The organism is Mesorhizobium sp. 01N446 (assembly GCF_056399285.1).
Window position 1 is genome coordinate 19,058 of record NZ_JBFTRA010000008.1, and the last position, 21,177, is coordinate 40,234.

A 21,177-nucleotide genomic window follows, 5' to 3' on the forward strand; every position below is an offset into this window, starting at 1 on the left:
CGCGAGACCGCACTTGGCATGAGAGGATTGCCGGTCCGCGCTTCGCGGCCCGGTGGCTGTTGGTCGGGATCGTCCGGCGACGCTATTTCTGGAGGTCGGTCCAGATTTTCGTGTAGAGCGCCTGCACATCCGATGGACAGGCCGGCATGAACTGGCCCTTGGCGGCAAATTCAGCCGGAACGTCCACTTCCGGCGCCGTCTTCATGTCGTCCGGCATGAAGGCCTCGGAGCCCTTGATGCCGTTGGCGTAGCGGGCGAAAGCCGAGATCATCGCGGCGTTCTTCGGGTCCATGATGAAATTCTGGAACAGCTTGGCGTTCTCGACATTCTTGGCGTCCTTGAGGACGGCGACATTGTCCATCCAGATCGGAAAACCTTCCTTGGGATAGCCGTACACGATCTTGTCGTTCTGCAGCCGCTCGCGCAGCGATATGCCGTTCCAGTTGACGCCGGCGGCGATGTCGCCCCTGCCCAGGCCGTCGACGGCCGCGTAGTCGAGCGAAAGCCATTTTGCCTTGGCCTCGACCAGCTTGTCGTGCACCTTCTTCAGCACCTGCATGTCGTTGGTGCAATATTTGCCGCCCTCATAGGCGATGGCGAGGAACATGATGTCCCCCATTTCGGGCACGACATTGATCTTGCCGACAAGCTCGGGCGGCGGGTCGAGGAAGATCGCCGAAGTGTTCGGATCGCCGGCATAGACCGACTTGTTCACCGAAATGCCTGTCGTACCCCACTGCCACGGAACGGTGTATTTGCGGCCCGGATCGAAGGGAACGTCGACCCAACGCGGATCGACATTCTTGAAATTCTCCATCTTGTTGGGGTCCGTCTCCAGGAGCAGACCTTCGCTGATCCAGACCGGCACGACGCTGGCCGACGGCACCACGATGTCATAGCCGGACGCGCCCTGGCGGACCTTGGCCAAAGCGGTGTCGTTGGAATCATAGTCCGTGACGGTGACCTTGACCTTGTAGGTCTCCTCGAACTTCTTGATCAGGTCCGGGCTGGTGTAGTTGCCCCAATTGTAGATGTTGAGTTCGCCATCGGCGCGGGCAGAGCCGGTTGCGGCGAGCAGCGACAGCCCGACGGCCGCCGCGGTCATTTTCCAGTTCATGCTAGTGCTCCCATTGTTGGGACCGGCTGCGTCGCCGCCTCGGTCCGTCTCCTGCAGATGAACAAGCCTGGCAGTGCCCTTCGGCCCAAGACGGACCGCCGGCTGGCTGTCAAAACGTTCCCCTTATCGTGGCCATTCACCGGCGGATGCCAGCTGGCCAACTTGGTCGTCTGCGTCAGGATTAATTATAACTAACTATACAGTCAATATCTTTTCGCAGGCATTGCCGCGGCTCACCCTGTTGTCGTGGACAATGCTGCAAGCTGCGAACGGAATGGCTCTTTCGCTGTCGGTATGATGGCCCGCGCTGCAAAATTTCTGCTTGTCAGGCGCTTGCCGCCGACCTGTCGCCAGTCACGATCCGTTGCCGGTACCATTCGAAGGTGCGCCGGATCCCTTCCTGATAGCTGGTCGTCGCCTCCCATCCGGGAAGAACCTGCCTTGCCAGGGTCAAGTCCGGGCAGCGGTTTGTCGGATCCTGCGGAATTGGCGCATGGTGCTCGATGCGGCTGCCAGGAACCAGCGAGCAAACGAATTTCGCGGTCTCTAGAACCGAGACCTCGCGATTGTTGCCGATGTTCAGGGGGCCTCGGTGTGTGATGCTGTCGCGCCAGAAGAAACGTTCCAGGCCGTCGACGATATCATCCACATAACCCCAGCTGCGCGATTGGGAGCCGTCGCCGTAGACGGTCAGGATTCCCGTGGTCAGCGCCTGGCAGACAAAATTCGAAACGGCACGGCCGTCATCGATGCGCGTTCGCGGCCCATAGGTGTTGAACAGCCTGACGACGCGCACATCGAGCCCACTGACGCGTTGCTCTTCGAACAGCAGCGCCTCGGTGCAGCGCTTGCTCTCGTCGTAAGAAGCCCGTGGTCCGGTGCAGTCCACCGATCCCCGGTAGCTCTCCGGCTGCGGCGACATCAGCGGATCGCCATAGACCTCCGAGGTCGAGGCGAAGCAGAAGCGTCCGCCGGGCCTGAGCAATGACAGAAGATTGAGCGCGCCGCCTATGTTGGCCCTGATCGTGCGCGCCGGCTCGCGCATGTACCATACGGGCGAAGCCGGCGACGCCAGATGGATGATCTCATCGAAATGCTGGCCGGTCGTGAAGCTTTCAGCATCGGCAATCCGCAGGCTGAACCGCGGGTCCGAGACATGGGCAATGTTGTCGCGCAATCCGGTCCACAGATTGTCGACGACGACCAGCGTTTCCAGATCGTCACGCCGCAGCAGACGATCGACAAGATGGGAGCCGAGAAAGCCGCAGCCACCAGAAACCAACACGCTGCGCGGCATGCGCACTCCCCTTCAGAAACACGGCCGGTCAAACGCGCCGCAACGCTTGTTCCCAGGATATGGGAACCGGGTCCTATCCGGATCCGACAGTCTTCTACCAGTGCTTTCGTCGACGCAACAATTGCAACGACCAAACTTGCGCCGGGCCGATGCTTGGTCGCCCAAGCATGAACTGTCGCTCGGGGTGGACCGAGCGTCGGCGGTACCTGCAGACGGGTGGCGTCTTCCGGCGACCTACAGCGCCCGTTGCGGGCAAGGCATTCCGGAGGCATCGCCGCAGCGCGACGCTGTGGGCAGCGGTCTCATGCTCATGTTTTCCGACTGGCGCACAAGCTCGGCGAAGACCAGCGCGAAGCTACCCAGCATGACAAAGACGATGATCAGGCGTGCTACCGGCAATATGTCGGCCTCGTCTGGTTGGTGCGTGACCCCGAACATCAAACTTCGTTCCGAAGATCATGCGCACAAATCAAAAGTGCCGTGGCGTCCCTTGGCATCCCGAAGGATACAGCGATGCTACGGGCGCCCCCACGCCATTCATGCCGGCTAACATGATCGATCCGCCTTTACGAGACTTTAAGCCTCGCCTTAACCATCACATTCGCTCGTGCCGTGTCATGAAGCGCGATCCGCGGGTTCGCACGATGCCGCCGCGGCCTGCTTTGCGCGCCGCCGCAACGGCTCTCTTTGCAGACCTGCCCACCCCGTGCTACCCCGGCGCGGGCGCGGCCAGACCTGCCGCCGCCAATCGGTCGCGATCGGGGAGCCATGAGCACAGCCGCCAACAGCATCGCCTTCGTCTCGTCCGACACTGCAGACGCCAAGGCGGCGCTGGAAAGTCTGTCGGCGCGCTACGGCCAGTGTTCGATCGCGGAGGCCACTGTCGTGGTGGCCCTGGGCGGCGACGGCTTCCTGTTGCAGACCTTGCGCGACACGATGGGGACGGGAAAGAAGGTCTACGGCATGAACCGTGGCACCATCGGGTTCCTGATGAACGAGTACCGTTCCGGAGGGCTCACCGAGCGGATCGCGGCGGCGGTCGCCGAAACCATCCGGCCGCTCGAAATGCTGGCCGTCACCTCGGAAGGCGAAACCGTCTCGGCGCTGGCGATCAACGAGGTGGCGCTGTGGCGCCAATCCTATCAGACGGCCAAGATCCGCATCAGCGTCGATGACCAGATAAGGCTCGAGGAACTCAGTTGCGATGGCGTCATGATCGCGACGCCGGCCGGATCCACCGCCTACAATCTTTCAGCGCATGGCCCGATCCTGCCGCTCGACGCGCCGCTCCTTGCACTGACGCCGGTCAGCCCGTTTCGCCCGCGCCGCTGGCGTGGCGCATTGCTCTCCAACAAAGCGACCGTGCGCTTTGACATTCTGGAGCCGGAAAAACGGCCGGTGAACGCCGCCGCCGACCATACGGAGGTCAAGGCGGTGACCTCGGTAACGGTGCGGGAATCGCCGGCAGCGACGGCAACCTTGCTCTTCGATCCCAATCATTCCTGGAACGAGCGCATCCTGGCTGAGCAGTTCCGTTATTGAGCCGACACACAGACAAGCGGCCGGATTAAGCATCGCGATTAAGGTTACAGCTTCACAATCGCGCCAATCCCGCCCGTTTCTGTTGACAAATCGCGGACTTGCGCCTAATCGCAATGCCAATCTTGCAAGCGCGTGGCGCTTGCCGCGACGAATAACGTTGCGCCTCCCCGAACCAGCCAAAGACAACAACACTTGTCCTCAGACACCACGATCGCTCAAGAAGCGTTGACCTTTTCAGACCTCGGCCTGTCGCCGAAGGTGCTTTCCGCAGTCACCGATGCCGGCTACACGCAGCCGACACCGATCCAGGCCGGCGCCATCCCGCACGCCTTGCTCGGCAAGGACGTGCTGGGCATAGCCCAGACCGGTACCGGCAAGACAGCCTCCTTCGTGCTGCCGATGCTGACCCGGCTGGAAAAGGGCCGCGCCCGCGCCCGCATGCCGCGCACGCTGATTCTCGAACCGACGCGTGAGCTTGCCGCGCAGGTCGAAGAAAACTTCGTCAAATACGGCAAGAACCACAAGCTCAACATCGCGCTCCTGATCGGCGGCGTGTCGTTCGACGAACAGGACAAGAAGCTGGAGCGCGGCGCCGACGTGCTGATCGCGACGCCTGGCCGTCTGCTCGACCATCGCGAGCGCGGCAAGCTTTTGCTCAACGGCGTCGAGATTCTCGTCATCGACGAGGCCGACCGGATGCTCGACATGGGCTTCATTCCCGATATCGAACGCATCTGCGAGATGATCCCGTTCACCCGGCAGACTCTGTTCTTCTCGGCGACCATGCCGCCGGAAATCACCAAGCTGACGGAAAAGTTTTTGCACGCGCCGGTGCGTGTCGAAGTTTCCAAAGCGGCGTCGGCCGCCACCAACATCATCCAGCGGCTGGTCAAATCCGGCTCGAAGCCCTGGGACAAGCGCGAGACCTTGCGCAACCTCATCAAGGCCGAAGATGCCGAGTTGAAGAACGCCATCATCTTCTGCAACCGCAAGGTCGAAGTGTCGGAACTGTTCCACTCGCTGCTGAAGTATGATTTCGATGCCGGCGCCCTGCATGGCGACATGGACCAGCGCGCCCGCATGCAGATGCTGGCCAATTTCCGCGACGGCAAGCTTCGCTACCTCGTGGCTTCGGACGTTGCCGCGCGCGGCCTCGACATCCTCGATGTCAGCCACGTGTTCAACTATGACGTGCCGATCCATGCCGAGGACTATGTCCACCGCATCGGCCGCACCGGCCGTGCCGGTCGCTCCGGCAAGTCATTCACCATCGCGACCAAGTCCGACACCAAATACATCGACGCCATCGAACGGCTGATAGGCACCAAGATCGAGTGGCATGATGGCGACCTGTCGACGGTCGTGGCCAGCGAAGGCGGTGAAGACGATGCGCCGCGCCGTGGCAAGGGCGCACCGCGCCGCGCCGGCCGCAAGGACGACGATCGCAAGGACAGGGGCGAGCGCAAGAAGGGCGACGAACGCCGTGGCAGACACACCGAGGAAGACGCCTCGAGCGTGGTCGCGCAGCAAGAACAGCCCGATGTGGCGGAGACGGCCGTTGCCGATATCAGCGAGCGGCGCGCGCGCAAGGACGCTATCCGTTCGGAAAACACCGAACGCAAATCCTCCGATCGCAACGAGCAACGCGCACCGGAACGGGGTGACACCAGGCCGCAGCGCGACAACAGCCGCCCTGCCCGCCATCGCCACCAGGAAGACAACGACACCACCGTTGGCTTCGGCGACGATATGCCGGCCTTCATGCGCATCGTCGCCAAGGTCTGATCCCGGCCGCTTTCGAAGGCAAGCCGCCCGGCTTGCCTTCTTCTCTTGGAATCGCTCCTAGCCTGGCTCGCCCGTCACATGGGCCCAGGCATCATCTTGGTCGGTTTCTCCAGCATCGGGAAGTCGGCCTTGGTGCATTTCACGTTCGGGTTGGTCGGACTGAACATGCCGTTGGGATTGTCCCTGAACAGCCAGGCGTGAAGATCGTAGTGGACGAACTCCCTCGGGATGAGCGGATAGTGTCCCTCCATCGGGCCCATGAATTTCTGGCCAAACAAAGTGGGGACCTCCTTGACGTCCGGCGTCAGCGGCACCAGCCATTCCACGCCGACCAACTTCAGGCCTTTCTTGGTCGGCTCGTAGATCAGGACGTTAGGCTTCATCGGGTCGAGCTTCTGGCCGACGCTCGGGACATTGACGAAATGGACGCCCATGGCGCCTTTCGGGTAATCCATCGAGCCCGGTATCTTTTCTCCACTGTAGAAGACGCAGCCGACTGTCGACAGATACAGATCGCGGACCGCGGCCGTGTAGTCCTCATATTTGGCGAGCGACTTTTTCAAGGCCTCGATGTCGGCCTTGCTGGCGTCCTCGGCCCGAGCTGTGGCGAGCCCCAACCATACGCCTGCAATACTAGTCAAAGCGAGGACGCCATAGCGCCCAAGGCTGCCTGTTCTTGTCATGCATTCCTCCCAGACTTTCTGATCTGGCCGTGCAAGACCGAGGCGGAAAAAATGCTTGTTACGCGGCCAGTTGTACCGCCCCATCCCCTCTGGAACGCAACGATGCTAATCCTTTCGACGATCACGGGAAAGCAGTTATTTAGAACTAGCTAATTCTCTTTCGAAGCCGTCTCACGCCCAAACAAAAACGGCCCCTTGCGGGACCGTTTTCGCATGCGATTGCCGGACAGATCAGGTGAGCGGCGACAACTGGATCTCGACGCGGCGGTTCTGCTCGCGGCCGGCAGCCGTCGCATTGGAGGCGATTGGCCGCGTCTTGCCGAAGCCGGTGACAGCGAAGCGGCGCTGATCGACGCCCTGACCGGACAGATAGTTCGCAACCGCCAGCGCGCGGCGCTGCGACAAATCGAAATTGTGCTGTTCGCCGCCGGTCGAATCGGTATGACCGAACACGTCGACCGTGGTCTGCTTGAATTTCTTCAGCACCAGCGCTACCGAGTTCAGCACCGGATAGAAGCCGGGCTTCACCGCATCCTGATCGACATTGAAGGTGATGTCCGACGGCATGTTGAGGATGATCTGGTCGCCGCTGCGGGTGACACTGACACCGGTGCCCTCCAGCTGCCGACGCAGCTCGGCTTCGTTCTGATCCATGGTGGCGCCGATGGCGCCGCCGGCCAGCGCGCCGATGCCGGCGCCGATCAAGGCGTTGCGGCGATCATTGCCACCGGCAAGCAGACCAAGGCTGGCGCCTGCCAGGGCACCGAGACCTGCGCCTGCGGCCGTGTTGGAAATCTTCTGGTCGCCCGTATACGGATCGGTGGTGGTGCAGGCGCTCACGAGCAAAGCCGTCGCCACGACGACGAGCACGGTCTTCTTCATAGATGGTCCCTCTCCAAGTCGCGCCTTTCTCGACGGCGCCAAATCAGCCCTTCCGGCGACTTGTACCATGAATTGCGGCGAAAAACGGAACGGGAAAAGCGCCTGCAGCGGCTTTTCCCGGGATCAGTTACCAGAGATTCTTGCCGTCAATGACCACCACTTCCACCTTGTCGAGATTGAAGTCGTCGAACAGCCGCGAGTTGACGCTGATCTTCGGATTGTCGAAATCCGGCTCGCCGGTCGACCAATCCGGCGTCTCGGTGAACGTGCCGCAGCCGCAATTGGCGCAGAAACCGTGCTTCACGGTTTTCGAGCCCCATTCATAGAAGGAGACGTTCTTCAGTGGCGTGATGAGCTTGAACTGCGACGGGGTATAATAGGCCCAGAGCGAGCCGCGTTTCGAGCAGAACGAACAGGTGCATTGCGTCACCGTTTCCGGCGCCTCCGAAACCTCGAATGTCGTCGCCTTGCAGTGGCAGCTTCCCTTGATGGTCATCAACATTACCTCTCCATTGTCCGCCGCCCACGCGGCAGGGCACCATAAAGAAGCGATCCTGACAACTGCCCGTCAGCAGGCTCTAACCTGAACAACAAGCAGCGAAATCAATAGGACGATGGCGGCACGAACAGGCAGATGGTCCTGCCGGCGTCGAGCCCGGCCACATGCGCGCACCAATGATATTCGCCGTCGGGCGAATCCTTGATGCGCCTGTCGCTGTAGGCCAGCACCTCTCCTGTGTCCTTGATGACATAGCCTTCCGGGCGCTCGCCGATCGAGGTCTGCGACACCTCGTGGCAGTCGTAATTCGCACAACAGGCGAACGGATAACTCCAGCCCTGCGGCTTGGCCGCGGTCGGCTTGGCGTCATGCGCCAAGGCCGGCATCGTCAGGACGGCGATCGCTGAGGCGGCGAACAGAGGAAGGAGAACCTGGCCAACCGATGGAACGGCGATGGCCGATCTGGAATTGGCGGCAAACATGACAACGCTCCTTTCAAACGAGGTTTCAAGCGTTTCGCTTGCCCGTTCCCGGAACGTGTCTTCCCAGCGGCCGATCGTCAGCAGATATGCCGCGACCGGCCATAAATGCTTTTGTCTCCTCCTGGCGCAAATGGTGAGCCGAAATGTGAGTCGGCGCAAGAAATTGCTGCTTGACCACCCGCACCTGTGGCGGGACCGGGCAAGACAGCAACAGGTGCCCCTCGACTAAGGCGGATCGTGATCAATGAGGCCCGCGTGGTCCCCACGAAGTGCGAGCGGGCGCAATCGTCTGGTGGTGGGCTGATCTAGTCCAGATCCGCCACGGCCTCACCCGCGCCGCCTTCGATGCGTTGCGACAGCGAGGCTTCCATGAAGTCGTCGAGGTCGCCATCGAGCACGCTCGACGGACTGGTGCTCTCGACACCGGTGCGCAGGTCTTTCACCAGCTGATAGGGCTGCAGTACGTAGGAACGAATCTGATGCCCCCAGCCGATGTCGCTCTTCGACGCCTCGGTGGCGTTGGCAACGGCCTCGCGCTTCTTCAACTCTTCCTCGTAGAGGCGCGAGCGCAGCATTTCCCAGGCCTTGGCCTTGTTCTTGTGCTGTGAACGCTCGGCCTGGCAAGCGACCGCGATGCCCGTGGCGATATGCGTGATGCGCACGGCCGAATCCGTCGTGTTGACGTGCTGGCCGCCGGAACCCGACGAGCGATAGGTGTCGATGCGCACATCCGATTCCGAAACATCGATCTCGATCCTGTCATCAACGACCGGATAGACCCAGATGCTGGAGAAGGACGTATGGCGACGCGCATTGCTGTCATAGGGCGAAATACGCACCAGACGGTGGACGCCCGATTCCGTCTTCAGCCAGCCATAGGCATTGTGGCCCTTGATCAAGAGCGTCGCGGATTTGATGCCAGCCTCTTCGCCGTCATGCACTTCCAGCACCTCGACCTTGAAGCGGCGGCGTTCGGCCCAGCGCGTGTACATGCGCAACAGCATCGAGGCCCAGTCCTGGCTTTCGGTGCCGCCGGCGCCGGCGTGGACTTCGAGATAGGTGTCGTTGGCGTCGGCTTCACCCGACAGCAGCGTTTCGACCTGTCGGGCCTTCGCCTCGCCTTGCATCGAGCGGATTGCCGCCTCGGCCTCGGCGATGACGCCCTCGTCGCCCTCTTCCTCGCCGAGTTCGATCAGGCCGATATTGTCTTCCAGCGCCTGGGTCAGGCCCTTGACCGCCGCGATGCCTTCCTCGAGGCTCTGGCGCTCGCGCATCAGCTTCTGGGCTTCCAGCGGTTCGTTCCAGAGGCTGGCGTCCTCGGCCCGCACATTCAGGTATTCAAGCCGCTTTATGGCCTGATCCCAGTCAAAGATGCCTCCTCAGCAGGGTTATCGCCTGCCTGATCTCGTCGACAATATTCTGCGTTTCCGCGCGCATGGCCTGGTATTTTGTCCTGTTGCTGAAGTGACACTTCGGTCGGCGCGATACATAGGGACGGCGCCGCCATGTGTAAAGCGAAATGGGCCGGCCTCCAGGCCAGCCCAGCGATCCGCATCCTGACCCGTCAGTAAAGCCCGCCGCCGCCGTCCTGGATGGCCTGGTTGGCCTGTGGCGACAGCGCGCCGCCCGAGGCGTTGGAGCCGTCGGCGCCCATGCCGATCACCCAATAGCTGTCGGCGGGACCGGTGCCCGGCTTGAAGGCCTCGATGATGGTGCCCGGATCCCCGGACGCGGCACGCATGCCGGTCTTGCGATTGATGGCGATCAGGTTCATGCCGTCCGGAACCTTGAAGTCGACATTGGGCGTGCCGTCCAGCGCCACGCGCATGAAATCCTTGAAGATCGGGGCGGCGAGACCGCCGCCGGTGGCGCCATGGCCGAGGCCGCGCGGCGTATCGTAGCCCATATAGAGGCCGACGACGAGGTTCGGCGTGTAACCGATGAACCAGGCGTCCTTCTCGTCGTTGGTGGTGCCGGTCTTGCCGGCGATGTGGCGGCCGAGCTCACCAATGGTGGCGCCGGTGCCGCGTTGCACCACGCCTTCCATCATCGAGGTGATCTGGTAGGCGGTCATCGGATCGAGCACCTGCTCGGAATTGTCGACCAGTTCCGGCTCCGGCTGGTTCTTCCACTCAGGCGCGTTGCAGCCTTCGCAGCCGCGCTCGTCCTGCTTGAACACGGTCTTGCCGTAGCGGTCCTGGATGCGGTCGATCAGCGACGGTTTGATCGACTTGCCGCCATTGGCCATGATCGAATAGGCCGAAACCATGCGCATCACAGTCGTCTCGCCGGAGCCCAGCGCCATCGGCAGATACGGCGCCAGATGGTCATAGACGCCGAAGCGCTCGGCATATTCGACGACCAGCTTCATGCCCATGTCATTGGCAAGCCGCACCGTCATCAAATTGCGCGACTTCTCGATGCCGGAACGCAGGGTTGCCGGCCCGGCGACGGTGCCGTCATAGTTCTTCGGCGTCCAGGTCGTGTTGCCACTCTGGATGGTGATCGGTCCGTCCATGATGACCGAGGCCGGGGTGTAGCCATTGTCGAGCGCGGCCGAATAGACGATCGGCTTGAACGAGGAGCCCGGCTGGCGCATGGCCTGCGTGGCGCGGTTGAACTCCGACTGGGCGTAGGAGAAGCCGCCGACCATGGCCAGCACGCGGCCGGTGTGCGGATCCATGGCGATCAGGCCGCCTTCCACCTCGGGAACCTGGCGAAGGCTGTAGGTGTTGTCGGAGCCTTCGTTCTTCTGCACGAAGATGACGTCGCCGGGCTTCAGCACATCGGCCGGCGACTTGGCCTTGACCGTCTTGCCGTCGACCAGATGGCGCATGGCAAAGCCCATGTCGTCCTTGCTGACGGTGCCTTCGACGCGTTCCTTGACGATGTYGCCCGACGCCTGGCGTGCGGGCTGCAAGCCGATCGAAAGACCAGTGGCCGAGGCGTCGAGCACGACAGCCAGCGACCATTCGGGAACGTCTTCCAGTCCCTTGACGGCGCCCAGCGGTACGCCCCAGTCACCGGACACGTCGATTGACGTCACCGGCCCGCGATAACCACGCAGCGTATCATATTTCATCAAGCCGTTCTGCATCGCCTTGCGGGCGATGAGCTGGACCTTCGGATCAAGCGTGGTGCGGACGGACAGGCCGCCTTCGTAGAGCGCGTTCTCGCCATAGCGGGCGATGATCTGCCGGCGCACTTCCTCGGTGAAGTACTCGCCGGCGAACAGATAGGTGCCGGTGCGGCGCGGCGTCACGCCGAGCGGCTCGGCCTTGGCCTTGTTGCCTTCCTCACGCGTGACGTAGCCATTCTCGACCATCTGGTCGATGACCCAGTTGCGGCGCTCGATCGCGCGATCGGCATGCTTGAAAGGATGATAGTTGTTGGGACCCTTCGGCAGCGAAGCCAGATAGGCAGCCTCGGCCACGGTCAGCTCGTTCACCGACTTGTCGAAATAGGTGAGCGCCGCGCCGGCGACGCCATAGGCGCCGAAACCGAAGAAGATTTCATTGAGGTAAAGCTCGAGGATACGATCCTTGGGATAGGCCTGCTCGATGCGGAAGGCCAGGATCATCTCCTTGATCTTGCGCTCGTAGGTCTGGTCCGCGGTCAACAGGAAGTTTTTTGCCACCTGCTGGGTGATCGTCGAGGCACCGACCTGCCGCCTGCCCGAGCCGAAATTCTGCAGGTTGACGATGATGGCGCGGCCCAGGCCGGTCACGTCGATGCCGGGGTGGTTGTAGAAGTTCTTGTCTTCCGCCGACAGGAAGGCCGCCTTGACGCGATCCGGGATAGCCTGGATCGGCAGATACAGGCGCCGCTCGCGCGCATATTCGGCCATCAGCGAACCGTCCGAGGCGTGGATGCGGGTGGTCACCGGCGGCTCGTATTTGGCCAGCACCTCGTAGTCAGGCAGATCCTTCGACAGATGGCCGATGTAAATCGCAACGCCCGCCGCGACCAGAAGGGCCAGCGTCGTGCCGATGCCGAAAAAATAGCCAATGAGACGAATCATACCCGCTCCAGTCCTTGGTTCGGGAATTTCCTAAACGAAGCCGCCTTCCACGCAAGCTTTCGAGCCGGTCCCAATCCGTATTCGAAAACCCATGTCGCCACCATGTGGACAAAATACGGCAAGGCCTTATTTCGTGACCGCGTACCGGAAATAAAACGCACCGGGTGTTGTCATCCAGCAACGCCGCCTCTGGTTGCAGGCGCCGCAAGGCATGTCAACCTCCGGTGCCCGCCCCTGCCCGGGCGGAAGCAAACAGCGCGACGGCATTGGTGATGCTTTGCGCGGCCTTGCCGCGCCATTCGGCGTCGAGCAGCTGCGCCTCATCCTTGGCATTCGATAGATAGCCGAGTTCCACCAGCACGGATGGCACGTCCGGTGCCTTAAGCACCTTGAAGCCCGCGGAACGCTGCGGATTGTTGATGAGGCCGACGCTGGTCGAAAGCTGGCCGACCAATGTGTGGGCGAAACTCATCGAGAAGGTGTGCGTCTCACGGCGGATCAGGTCGATCAGGATATCGGTCACTTCCTTGTTGTCGTCCTTGATGACCATACCGGCGAACTGGTCGGAGAGATTTTCGCGGTCGGCGAGCGCCTGCGCCTGCGGATCCGACGCCTTGTCGRAGACGGTGTAGACGGTGGCGCCGCGGATGCCCTTGACGCTGATCGTATCGGCATGGATCGAAATCAGCAGATCGGCCTCATGCTGGCGCGCAATGCGCACGCGGTCATCCAGACGCAGATATTCGTCGGTGTCGCGCGTCATGAAGACATCGTATTTGCCGATGGCCGCGAGCTTGTCGCGCAGTTCCGTGGCGAAGGCCAGCGTGACGTTCTTCTCGATGGTGCCGTTCAGGCCCTCGGCGCCGCCGTCGACGCCGCCATGGCCGGGATCGATGACGACGGTGAAACGGTGGCCTGGATTGGAGACCGGCCCGGTGCCGACCCGCCCGCCCTTGTCGGTCGAAACCGTCGAGCCGGTGGTCAGCGCCTGGTTGGCAAGCGCGGCATCGAACTCCCGTTCGGAGGCCGCCGACATGTCGACGGCGATGCGGTAGCCGGTGCCGTCCTCATTTTTGAGCACATCCAGCTTGTCGACGGCGAACGGTCCCTTGCCGGTCAGGATTAGCCGCGAAACACCTTCGCCGAGCGCGCCCAGGCGCACGCCCTTGACCAGGCCGCGCGGCTTCAAATCCTTGGCGTCGATGGCCAGCCTGGTGTTCGCCAGGTCGATGACCAGACGATTGGGTCCGCGCAGCAAGAACCATTTGATGTCAGGCTCGCGATCGAAGTCCATGACGATGCGCATCTTGGTGGCGTCGCCCGCCATCTTGTAGCCTTTTGCCACCAGCGGCGCGTCGGCGGCATTGGCAACAGAGGAAACCGTCGTGGCAATCGCCACCAGCAGCAGGAAACACAAAGCGCCAAGAATCCGGCCGCCAACACGACATCCCTTGTCTGTGAAGTCCGCCAGTCCCATCTCTCTTCCAGTCGCTCCCGGTTTGGCGCCAGGCGCCCGCTCGTTTGGTCGAAGTGCCGGTTAGGCCGCGAACTCGATTAACGATTGGTATCCAGAGAAGGTTAACCAAGCCTTTTCATGCAAGGTTCGAACCTAGGCTTACGTTACGGAACTGCTTTTTGCCGGCATCGGAAATCGGGGTTGCCTTCCACCCCGCCAAATCATAAAAGCGATAGTGGATCACTGCAATCCTGGAACCGCCCTCCTCCGCAGCTTCCTGCTACAGGGTCAGATGAAAGGCGGCTCCTTTCGCTTCACGCGAAAAGGCTTCAGGTGATTGCGACGAATTTCGCAGGTGTGCTCCCGTGGCGGGGGAATCACCTGCGTGAGGAAAACGGCCGGGTTCGTTCCCGCGCCGGCTCTGTATGAGCAAACAAGCTGGTCCGGTTTCCGGGCTTTGGTTCAAAAGGTTCTGCTGGTGACGATGGCTTCAAGCGCAATCATGGAAAGGTCCGCATCAAACCGCGCCAGTATGGCAGCGGGCGGCACCGCCATGACACGCAGGCACCGTCCGGCGGACATTCAATTATCCGGCACCCACTCTCCAGACACACAGCAGCGGGCTTTGCCCCGCCAGCTGCGGCTGACGGCTGCCGGGGGGAAACGAAATAATGCCCAACAAGATGCTGATAGACGCCTCCCACCCGGAGGAAACACGAGTTGTCGTCGTACGCGGTAACCGTATCGAAGAATTCGACTTTGAATCCCAGGACAAGAAGCAGCTCAAAGGAAACATCTACCTCGCCCGCGTAACGCGCGTCGAACCTTCCCTTCAGGCAGCCTTTGTCGAATATGGCGGCAACCGTCACGGTTTTCTCGCCTTCAGTGAAATACACCCCGACTACTATCAGATCCCGGTCGCCGACCGTCAGGCACTGCTGCGCGCCGAAGCGCAGGAGGCCGAGGACGAAGAGGACGAGGATGGTGACGGCGATGACCGCCAGAGCCGCGATCGCGGACGGCGCGGACGCCGGCGCGGCGGCAAGAGCCGCGACCGCGGTGAGCACAAGCGCGACGCCGGCGAGGCAGGCGAAGGCTCCGGTGAGCCCAGCGAAGGCAGCGACAATGGCGACATCGTCGTCGAGGAGATTTCCCACACCTCGGGGATCATCGAACACGCGGCCGATACATCGGAACATTCAAATCCTTCGGGTCATGCCGAGACGTCAGGCCATGATGAGGGTTCCGCCGAGCAGGACGAAACCGAAACCCGTGAGGGTGGCCCGACATCGATCGCCGCCGCGGTGGAAGGCGATGTGATTTCCGAACCCGTCTCGCAGACGGAACAGGCCACCGAAGCCACCTCCAGCGACAATGATCGCGGCATGCTGGAGGAAGTCCAGTCTTCGCATCCCGATGATCACGAGGTCGAATCGGTCGGCGCCGAGGATGCGCTGGAAGAAGTGCGCAACCGCCGCAAGCCGGTGCGCCGCCAGTACAAGATCCAGGAAGTGATCAAGCGACGGCAGATCCTGCTGGTCCAGGTCGTCAAGGAAGAGCGCGGCAACAAGGGCGCCGCACTCACCACTTATCTGTCGCTCGCCGGCCGCTATTCGGTGCTGATGCCGAACACGGCGCGCGGCGGCGGCATTTCGCGCAAGATCACCAGCGCGGTCGACCGCAAGCGCCTGAAGGAGGTCGTTGCCGATCTCGAGGTGCCGCAAGGCATGGGCGTCATCCTGCGCACGGCCGGCGAAAGCCGCACCAAGGCCGAGATCAAGCGCGACTATGAATATCTGATGCGGCTGTGGGAGAACGTGCGCAATCTCACGCTCCAGTCCACCGCCCCTGCCCTCGTCTATGAGGAAGGCAGCCTGATCAAGCGCTCGGTGCGCGACCTCTACAACAAGGATATCGACGAGATCCTTGTCTCCGGCGAGGAAGGCTACCGCGAAGCCAAGGACTTCATGCGCATGCTGATGCCGAGCCACGCCAAGGTGGTTCAGCCGTTCCGCGACACGACGCCGATCTTCGTGCGCAACGGCATCGAGGCGCAGCTCGACCGCATGCTGCAGCCGCAGGTGACGCTGAAGAGCGGCGGCTACATCATCATCAACCAGACCGAGGCGCTGGTCGCCATCGACGTCAATTCGGGCCGCTCCACCAAGGAGCACTCGATCGAGGACACCGCGCTCCACACCAATCTGGAGGCGGCCGAAGAGGTTGCCCGTCAGCTCAGATTGCGCGATCTGGCCGGCCTGATCGTCATCGACTTCATCGACATGGAGGAGAACCGCAACAACCGCTCCGTCGAGAAGCGGCTGAAGGATCACCTCAAGAACGACCGTGCCCGCATCCAGGTCGGCCGCATCTCGCATTTCGGCCTGATGGAGATGTCACGCCAGCGCATCCGCGCCAGCGTGCTGGAATCGACCATGAAGCCCTGCCCGCATTGCGGCGGCACCGGCCATGTCAGGTCCGATTCGTCGGTGGCGCTGATGGTGGTGCGAGCGATCGAGGAATTCCTGCTCAAGGATTCGCGCAGCCACATCACCGTGCGCACGCCGGCGGCAACCGCGCTCTACGTGCTCAACCACAAGCGCGGCACGCTGGTGGAACTGGAAAGCCGCTTCGGCCTGACCATCACCATCGAGGCCGACGATACGGTTGGCGCGCAGCACTATGCGATCTTCCGCGGCGCCCTGGCTGAAAAGCCGGAAGGCTTCGTCGAAGCGCGCAGCCTGCCGGCCTATGTCGAGCCCGAGGAGCCCGAGGACGAGATTGCCGTCGTCGAGGAAGACGAGGAGGTCTCGGTCCAGGCCGAACAGCCCCGCCAGCAGCCGCAGCAAAACCAGCAGCCGCGGCCTGCCGGCGCCGAGGATGGCGAAGGCCGCGACCGCAAGCGCCGCAAGCGCCGCAGACGTCGCGGCGGCAGGGATCGCGACCGCGAGCATGGCGCCCCGACGGACGGCTCAGCCATCTCCGCTCCGGCAGGCGATTTCGCCGGCGCGGCGGATGCAGCTGGCGATGACGACAGCGAAACGGACGACGCCGCCCCGATCGCTGCCAGCGCCTCTGACGAGGCGGTGCAGGCCGCGGATGACAGCCAGGGCAAGAAGCGCCGGCGCGGCAAGCGTGGCGGCAAGCGCAACCGTCGCGAAGACGGCGAAGGCGAGACCGAGGCAAGCGCCGGCGAAGCGACGGAGGCTTCGGAAGCCGATGCTTCCGAAAGCGAGCCTGCGGCGATCGAGCCGGTGGCTGTTGCTGCTGAGGCGGAGGAGCCGGTGGCCGCGGTGAGCGAAGAGGTGCCGAGCACCGAGAAGCCCAAGAAGCCGCGTCGCGCAGCCAAGCCGAAGAAGGCAGCCGCCGAAGCCGTCGCCGAAACCGCTGTTGTCGAAGCGGCCGCGGAAACGCCGGTCGAAGCTCCGGTGGCGGCTGCTGAAGAGACCGTGGTTGCACCCGTTGCGGAAGAGCCTTCCAAGGCCCGGCCGTCACGACGCAAGCCGGCGGCCATCGACGCGCCTGTCGTGCCGGTGGTTTCCTCGACCGTCGCCAGTGAGCCGGAAGCCAAGGCCGAAGAAAAGCCGAAGCGCGCCGGCTGGTGGCAGCGGAAGGGCTTTTTCTAAGCTTTTCAGCTGGTTGAAGTGATTTTCTGACAAAATCCCGCGCCGATCGAAAGACGGCGCGGGATTTTTCACATCCGGCAGGCTGCGAAAGACTACGGCGCGAAGATCGACCAGTTCATCATCCTGGCCAGCTTTTCCAGCGCGATCGAGCCCAGCTTGGAATTGCCGTTGGCGTTGAGGCCGGGCGACCACACGGCAAGCGACGCCACACCCGGCACTATGCCCAATATGCCGCCACCAACACCGCTTTTTCCCGGAATGCCTACGCGGAAGGCGAAATCGCCGGAGCCGTCATAGTGGCCGCAGGTCAGCATCATGGCGCCGATGCGCCGCGCCCGCTCCGCCGACACCACCTGATATCCGGTCGCCGGATTCTTGCCGCCATTGGCGAGGAAGCGGCCGGCCATCGCCAGTTGCCGGCAGCTCATGGCGATGGCGCAATGGTGGAAATAGACGCCCAGCGCCAGTTCCGGCGCGTGATGAAGATTGCCGAAGGATTTCATGTAGTTGGCGAGCGCGAAGTTGCGGTAGCCAGTGGCGCGCTCGGAGGCCGCGACCTCGCGGTCGATGATTATGGTCTCGTCGTCGGCGAGGAACTGGATGAAGCGCAGGATCTCGCCGATCGCCTCGCGCGGCTGATGGCCGGCAAGCAGGATGTCGGAAATGACGATGGCGCCGGCATTGATGAACGGATTGCGCGGAATGCCGTTCTCGTGCTCGAGCTGGACGATCGAGTTGAACGGATTGCCCGAAGGCTCGCGCCCGACCCGCTTCCACAGCGCGTCGCCGACATTGCCGAGCGCGAGCGTCAAGGTGAACACCTTGGAGATGCTCTGGATCGAGAAGGCCTGATCGGCATCGCCGGCCGTCAGCACGCGGCCGTCATTGGTGACGGCGGCAATGCCGAACTTCCTTGGATCGACCTTACCCAGTTGAGGAATGTAGGTGGCGACATCGCCGCGATCGGTGCGCTCAGTCATTTCGGCGGCGACTTCGGCCAATGCCTGTTCAAGTTTGGGAGCCTGTTCAAGCTTGGGGGCTTGATCAAGTTTGGGGGTCTGTTCGAGTTCCGGCATGGCGCTACCTCAACCAGCGTTCTATGCGCGCTATCGCCTCGACCATGTCGTCATGGCTGCCGGCATAGGAAAACCGCATCGTGCGGTGTCCGGCCTGGGTGTCGAAGTCGCGGCCGGGCGTCGCCGCCACATGCGCCTCTGCCAGCATCTTGCGCGCGAAGGCCATGCTGTCATTGGTATGGCGGGTGACATCGCAAAACGCATAGAAGGCGCCGTCCATGGGTGCTGCCAGCGGGAAGCCGAGTTCCGGCAGGCGTTTCATCAGCAGTTCGCGGTTCCAGGCGTAGCGGCCCTTGACCGCTTCCAGCTCTTCGGTCGCGGCAAAGGCCTCGATCGCCGCGATCTGCGACAGCTCCGGCGGCGAGATGTAGAGGCTCTGCGCGATGCGCTCGACGGGCCTTACCAGCTGTTCCGGCAACACCATCCAGCCGATGCGCCAGCCGGTCATGCAGTAGTATTTCGAGAAGGAATTGATCACCGTCACGCTGTTGCCGAAGGCAAGTGCGGTGGTGTCGGGCGCGCCGTAGGCCAACCGGTGGTAGATTTCGTCGGAAATCACGGCGATCCCGAGGGTCTCCGCTGTATCGATCAGCGCCGACAGTTCGTCGGCCGGTATGACGGCACCGGTCGGGTTCGCGGGGCTCGCGAAAAGCACACCCTTCAGCGGCTTCTCGCGATGCGCGGCCTCCAGATGACCGGCATGCAGGTAAGCCGCCTCGCCGAGCTCGATCTCGACCACATCGATGCCGAGCGCCGCCATGATGTTGCGATAGGCGGGGTAGCCGGGCGCCGCGATGGCGACGCGGTCGCCGGGATCGAACATCGCCAGGAAGGCGAGATTGAAGGCCGCCGACGATCCCGTGGTCACCGCGATCCGGGCGGGCTCGACTTCAATCCGATAGTGATCCGCGTAGTGCTCGGCGATCGCCTTGCGCAGGCCAGCCAGCCCCAGCGTGTCGGTGTAGCCGATCCGGCCATCCTGCAAGGCCTTGGCCGCGGCGGCGCGAACCCTTGCGGGCGCCGGATCGGACGGCTGGCCGACCGCCATGGAGATCACCGGCACGCCTTGCGCCTTCAGCCGGTTCGCTTCGGCCAGCACATCCATGGCGTGGAACGGCTCGACATTGCCACGACGTGAGAGCGAAACGACCATTTTATCCCTATCCCGACGGTTGGGCAGTCCGAGCCCCGAATACATGCGCCGCACAAATGCCCGATTGATGTGAGGATCACAAGTTGAGGAAGTTTTTCCGGTGCCGACTTTTCATCTTTCGCCCGCTCGTCTACCAGTGGACACGTCATGTTGAGCCGACCCAGATCGTCGATTGCCAGGATTGCGCGTGTTTTCACGACGCTTTCGCTTGGCGTCGCCGTCGCCGTGGCAAGTTCGGTCACCGCCTTCGCCCAGAGCGTTCCGGTGGTGCGCGATGCCGAGATCGAGGCTCTGGTGCGCGACTATGCGCGACCGATCTTCAAAGCGGCTGGGCTGGCGAATGACGGCATCGACATTGTGCTGGTCAATGATTCCAGCTTCAACGCTTTCGTCACCGGGAGACGCCTGTTCATCAACACCGGCGCGCTGATGACGGCCGAAACGCCGAACGAGATCATCGGCGTCATCGCGCACGAGGCCGGCCATATCGCCGGCGGCCACCAGCAGAAACTGCGTGACCAGCTCGAGCGCGCCAAAACGATGGCCATCATCGCCACCTTGCTCGGCGCGGGCGCGATCGTCGCTGGCGCGACCACCAACAGCCGCGGCCTTGCGGGCGCCGGCATGGGCGTGGCCGCCGGCGGCGGCGAAATGGCGCAACGCAGCATCCTTGCCTACCAGCGCACCGAGGAGATCACGGCCGACCGCTCCGCAATCACCTATCTCAACGCCACCGGTCAGTCCGGCATGGGCATGCTGAAGACATTCCGGCGCTTCCAGACCGCGCTGTCGCTGTCGGGCGCGCAGGTCGACCCCTATCGGATCAGCCATCCGATGCCGCAAGAGCGCATCGCCAATCTCGAAGTGCTGGTGAAACAGAGTCCCAATGTCGACAAGCTCGACCCGCCGGCGCTGCAGCAGCGTCATGACATGATGCGGGTGAAGATCGCCGTCTACATGGAAGGCCAGGCCACCGCGGCGCGGCTGATGCAGAAGATGAGAGGCAGCCTCGCCGCGCAGTATGGCGACGCCCAATCGACCTATCTTTACGGTGACATCGCCGGCGCACTCGCCAAGACCAATGCCCTGATCAAGGCTCAGCCCAAGAATGCCTATTTCCAGGAGTTGCGCGGCGACATCCTGATGAAGGCGAACAAGCCCAAGGACGCGGCGGATGCCTACGCCAAGGCGGTCAGCCTCGATCCGGCGCGGTCGGGCCTGCTGCCTGTCTCGCTCGGTCAGGCGCTGATGGCGGTCGGCACGCCTGACACGCTGAAGAAGGCCGTCGTGCAGATCAACAATGGCCTGGGACGCGACAAGGAAAATTCCGCCGGCTATCGCTACCTGGCGCAGGCTTACGGCGAACTGGGTGACATACCGGGCGCCGAGCTTGCCACGGCGGAAGGTCATTTCTATTCCGGTAACTACAAGGATGCGAAGATCTTCGCCATGCGGGCGCAGCAGCAGATGAAACGCGGCGAGCCGCGCTGGATACGCGCCCAGGATATCATAAACTACAAATCGTCTAACAAGATCTAGTGAACCTTCCGGTCACGCA

16 protein-coding genes are annotated in these 21,177 nt (G+C 62.6%); 4 read left to right on the top strand and 12 right to left on the bottom strand.

Going from position 1 to position 21,177, the window contains the following annotated elements; translation table 11 throughout:
• Positions 1 to 82: 82 nt before the first annotated feature.
• The 3 genes from AC1DPX_RS25760 to AC1DPX_RS25770 all read right to left on the bottom strand — a co-directional run bounded on the left by AC1DPX_RS25760 (position 83) and on the right by AC1DPX_RS25770 (position 2,852).
• Positions 83 to 1,117, bottom strand: a complete 1,035-nt coding sequence (locus AC1DPX_RS25760) for an extracellular solute-binding protein (protein WP_202354551.1) — start codon at positions 1,115 to 1,117, stop codon at positions 83 to 85.
• Positions 1,118 to 1,442: 325 nt separating this feature from the next.
• Positions 1,443 to 2,414 (bottom strand): NAD-dependent epimerase/dehydratase family protein, encoded by a 972-nt coding sequence (locus AC1DPX_RS25765; protein WP_202354552.1) that lies wholly within the window; start codon positions 2,412 to 2,414, stop codon positions 1,443 to 1,445.
• A gap of 234 nt (positions 2,415 to 2,648) precedes the next feature.
• Complete coding sequence (locus AC1DPX_RS25770) at positions 2,649 to 2,852, bottom strand: hypothetical protein (protein ID WP_477240124.1); 204 nt, start codon at positions 2,850 to 2,852, stop codon at positions 2,649 to 2,651.
• Positions 2,853 to 3,182: 330 nt separating this feature from the next.
• Here AC1DPX_RS25770 and AC1DPX_RS25775 point away from each other — a divergent pair, with 330 nt between their 5' ends.
• Together AC1DPX_RS25775 and AC1DPX_RS25780 are read left to right on the top strand one after the other, a co-directional pair.
• Entirely contained in the window at positions 3,183 to 3,956 is a 774-nt protein-coding gene (locus AC1DPX_RS25775; RefSeq protein WP_202354554.1) for an NAD kinase, read from the top strand.
• Positions 3,957 to 4,148: 192 nt separating this feature from the next.
• Positions 4,149 to 5,741, top strand: coding sequence for a DEAD/DEAH box helicase (locus tag AC1DPX_RS25780; RefSeq protein ID WP_477240125.1), 1,593 nt, complete (start codon positions 4,149 to 4,151; stop codon positions 5,739 to 5,741).
• Positions 5,742 to 5,815: 74 nt separating this feature from the next.
• Here the strand turns inward: AC1DPX_RS25780 and AC1DPX_RS25785 are convergent, their stop codons facing one another.
• From AC1DPX_RS25785 to AC1DPX_RS25815, 7 genes are all read right to left on the bottom strand, one after another.
• Positions 5,816 to 6,424 carry a hypothetical protein gene (locus tag AC1DPX_RS25785; protein ID WP_202354556.1) on the bottom strand — a complete coding sequence of 203 codons (609 nt, stop codon included), beginning with the start codon at positions 6,422 to 6,424 and terminating at the stop codon, positions 5,816 to 5,818.
• 231 nt (positions 6,425 to 6,655) lie between these two features.
• Complete coding sequence (locus AC1DPX_RS25790; protein WP_172229213.1) at positions 6,656 to 7,306, bottom strand: YiaD family glycine zipper/OmpA-like lipoprotein; 651 nt, start codon at positions 7,304 to 7,306, stop codon at positions 6,656 to 6,658.
• Between the two features lie 127 nt (positions 7,307 to 7,433).
• A complete protein-coding gene (locus AC1DPX_RS25795; RefSeq protein ID WP_032933394.1) occupies positions 7,434 to 7,802 on the bottom strand; it encodes a GFA family protein in 369 nt (122 codons plus the stop codon).
• Positions 7,803 to 7,909: 107 nt separating this feature from the next.
• Positions 7,910 to 8,287: a hypothetical protein gene (locus AC1DPX_RS25800; protein WP_202354557.1), complete on the bottom strand. Its 378-nt coding sequence runs from the start codon at positions 8,285 to 8,287 to the stop codon at positions 7,910 to 7,912.
• A gap of 305 nt (positions 8,288 to 8,592) precedes the next feature.
• A protein-coding gene (prfB, locus tag AC1DPX_RS25805; RefSeq protein ID WP_202354558.1) for a peptide chain release factor 2 occupies positions 8,593 to 9,724 on the bottom strand; the annotation gives its coding sequence in 2 pieces (ribosomal slippage) (positions 8,593 to 9,657 and positions 9,659 to 9,724; 1,131 coding nt in all).
• 127 nt (positions 9,725 to 9,851) lie between these two features.
• Positions 9,852 to 12,308 carry a penicillin-binding protein 1A gene (locus AC1DPX_RS25810; protein ID WP_477240126.1) on the bottom strand — a complete coding sequence of 819 codons (2,457 nt, stop codon included), beginning with the start codon at positions 12,306 to 12,308 and terminating at the stop codon, positions 9,852 to 9,854.
• 214 nt (positions 12,309 to 12,522) lie between these two features.
• On the bottom strand, positions 12,523 to 13,785 hold the full coding sequence (locus AC1DPX_RS25815; protein WP_477240127.1) for an N-acetylmuramoyl-L-alanine amidase: 1,263 nt from the start codon (positions 13,783 to 13,785) through the stop codon (positions 12,523 to 12,525).
• Between the two features lie 650 nt (positions 13,786 to 14,435).
• On the opposite strand from AC1DPX_RS25815, the gene AC1DPX_RS25820 reads away from it, so the two are divergent.
• Positions 14,436 to 17,390 carry an Rne/Rng family ribonuclease gene (locus AC1DPX_RS25820; protein ID WP_202354561.1) on the top strand — a complete coding sequence of 985 codons (2,955 nt, stop codon included), beginning with the start codon at positions 14,436 to 14,438 and terminating at the stop codon, positions 17,388 to 17,390.
• 92 nt (positions 17,391 to 17,482) lie between these two features.
• Here the strand turns inward: AC1DPX_RS25820 and AC1DPX_RS25825 are convergent, their stop codons facing one another.
• A complete protein-coding gene (locus tag AC1DPX_RS25825) occupies positions 17,483 to 18,466 on the bottom strand; it encodes a glutaminase (protein WP_202354562.1) in 984 nt (327 codons plus the stop codon).
• A gap of 4 nt (positions 18,467 to 18,470) precedes the next feature.
• A complete protein-coding gene (locus AC1DPX_RS25830; protein ID WP_477240129.1) occupies positions 18,471 to 19,619 on the bottom strand; it encodes a pyridoxal phosphate-dependent aminotransferase in 1,149 nt (382 codons plus the stop codon).
• A gap of 147 nt (positions 19,620 to 19,766) precedes the next feature.
• Between AC1DPX_RS25830 and AC1DPX_RS25835 the strand changes: the two genes are divergently transcribed.
• Positions 19,767 to 21,158: a M48 family metalloprotease gene (locus AC1DPX_RS25835; RefSeq protein ID WP_477240131.1), complete on the top strand. Its 1,392-nt coding sequence runs from the start codon at positions 19,767 to 19,769 to the stop codon at positions 21,156 to 21,158.
• Positions 21,159 to 21,177: the final 19 nt, after the last annotated feature.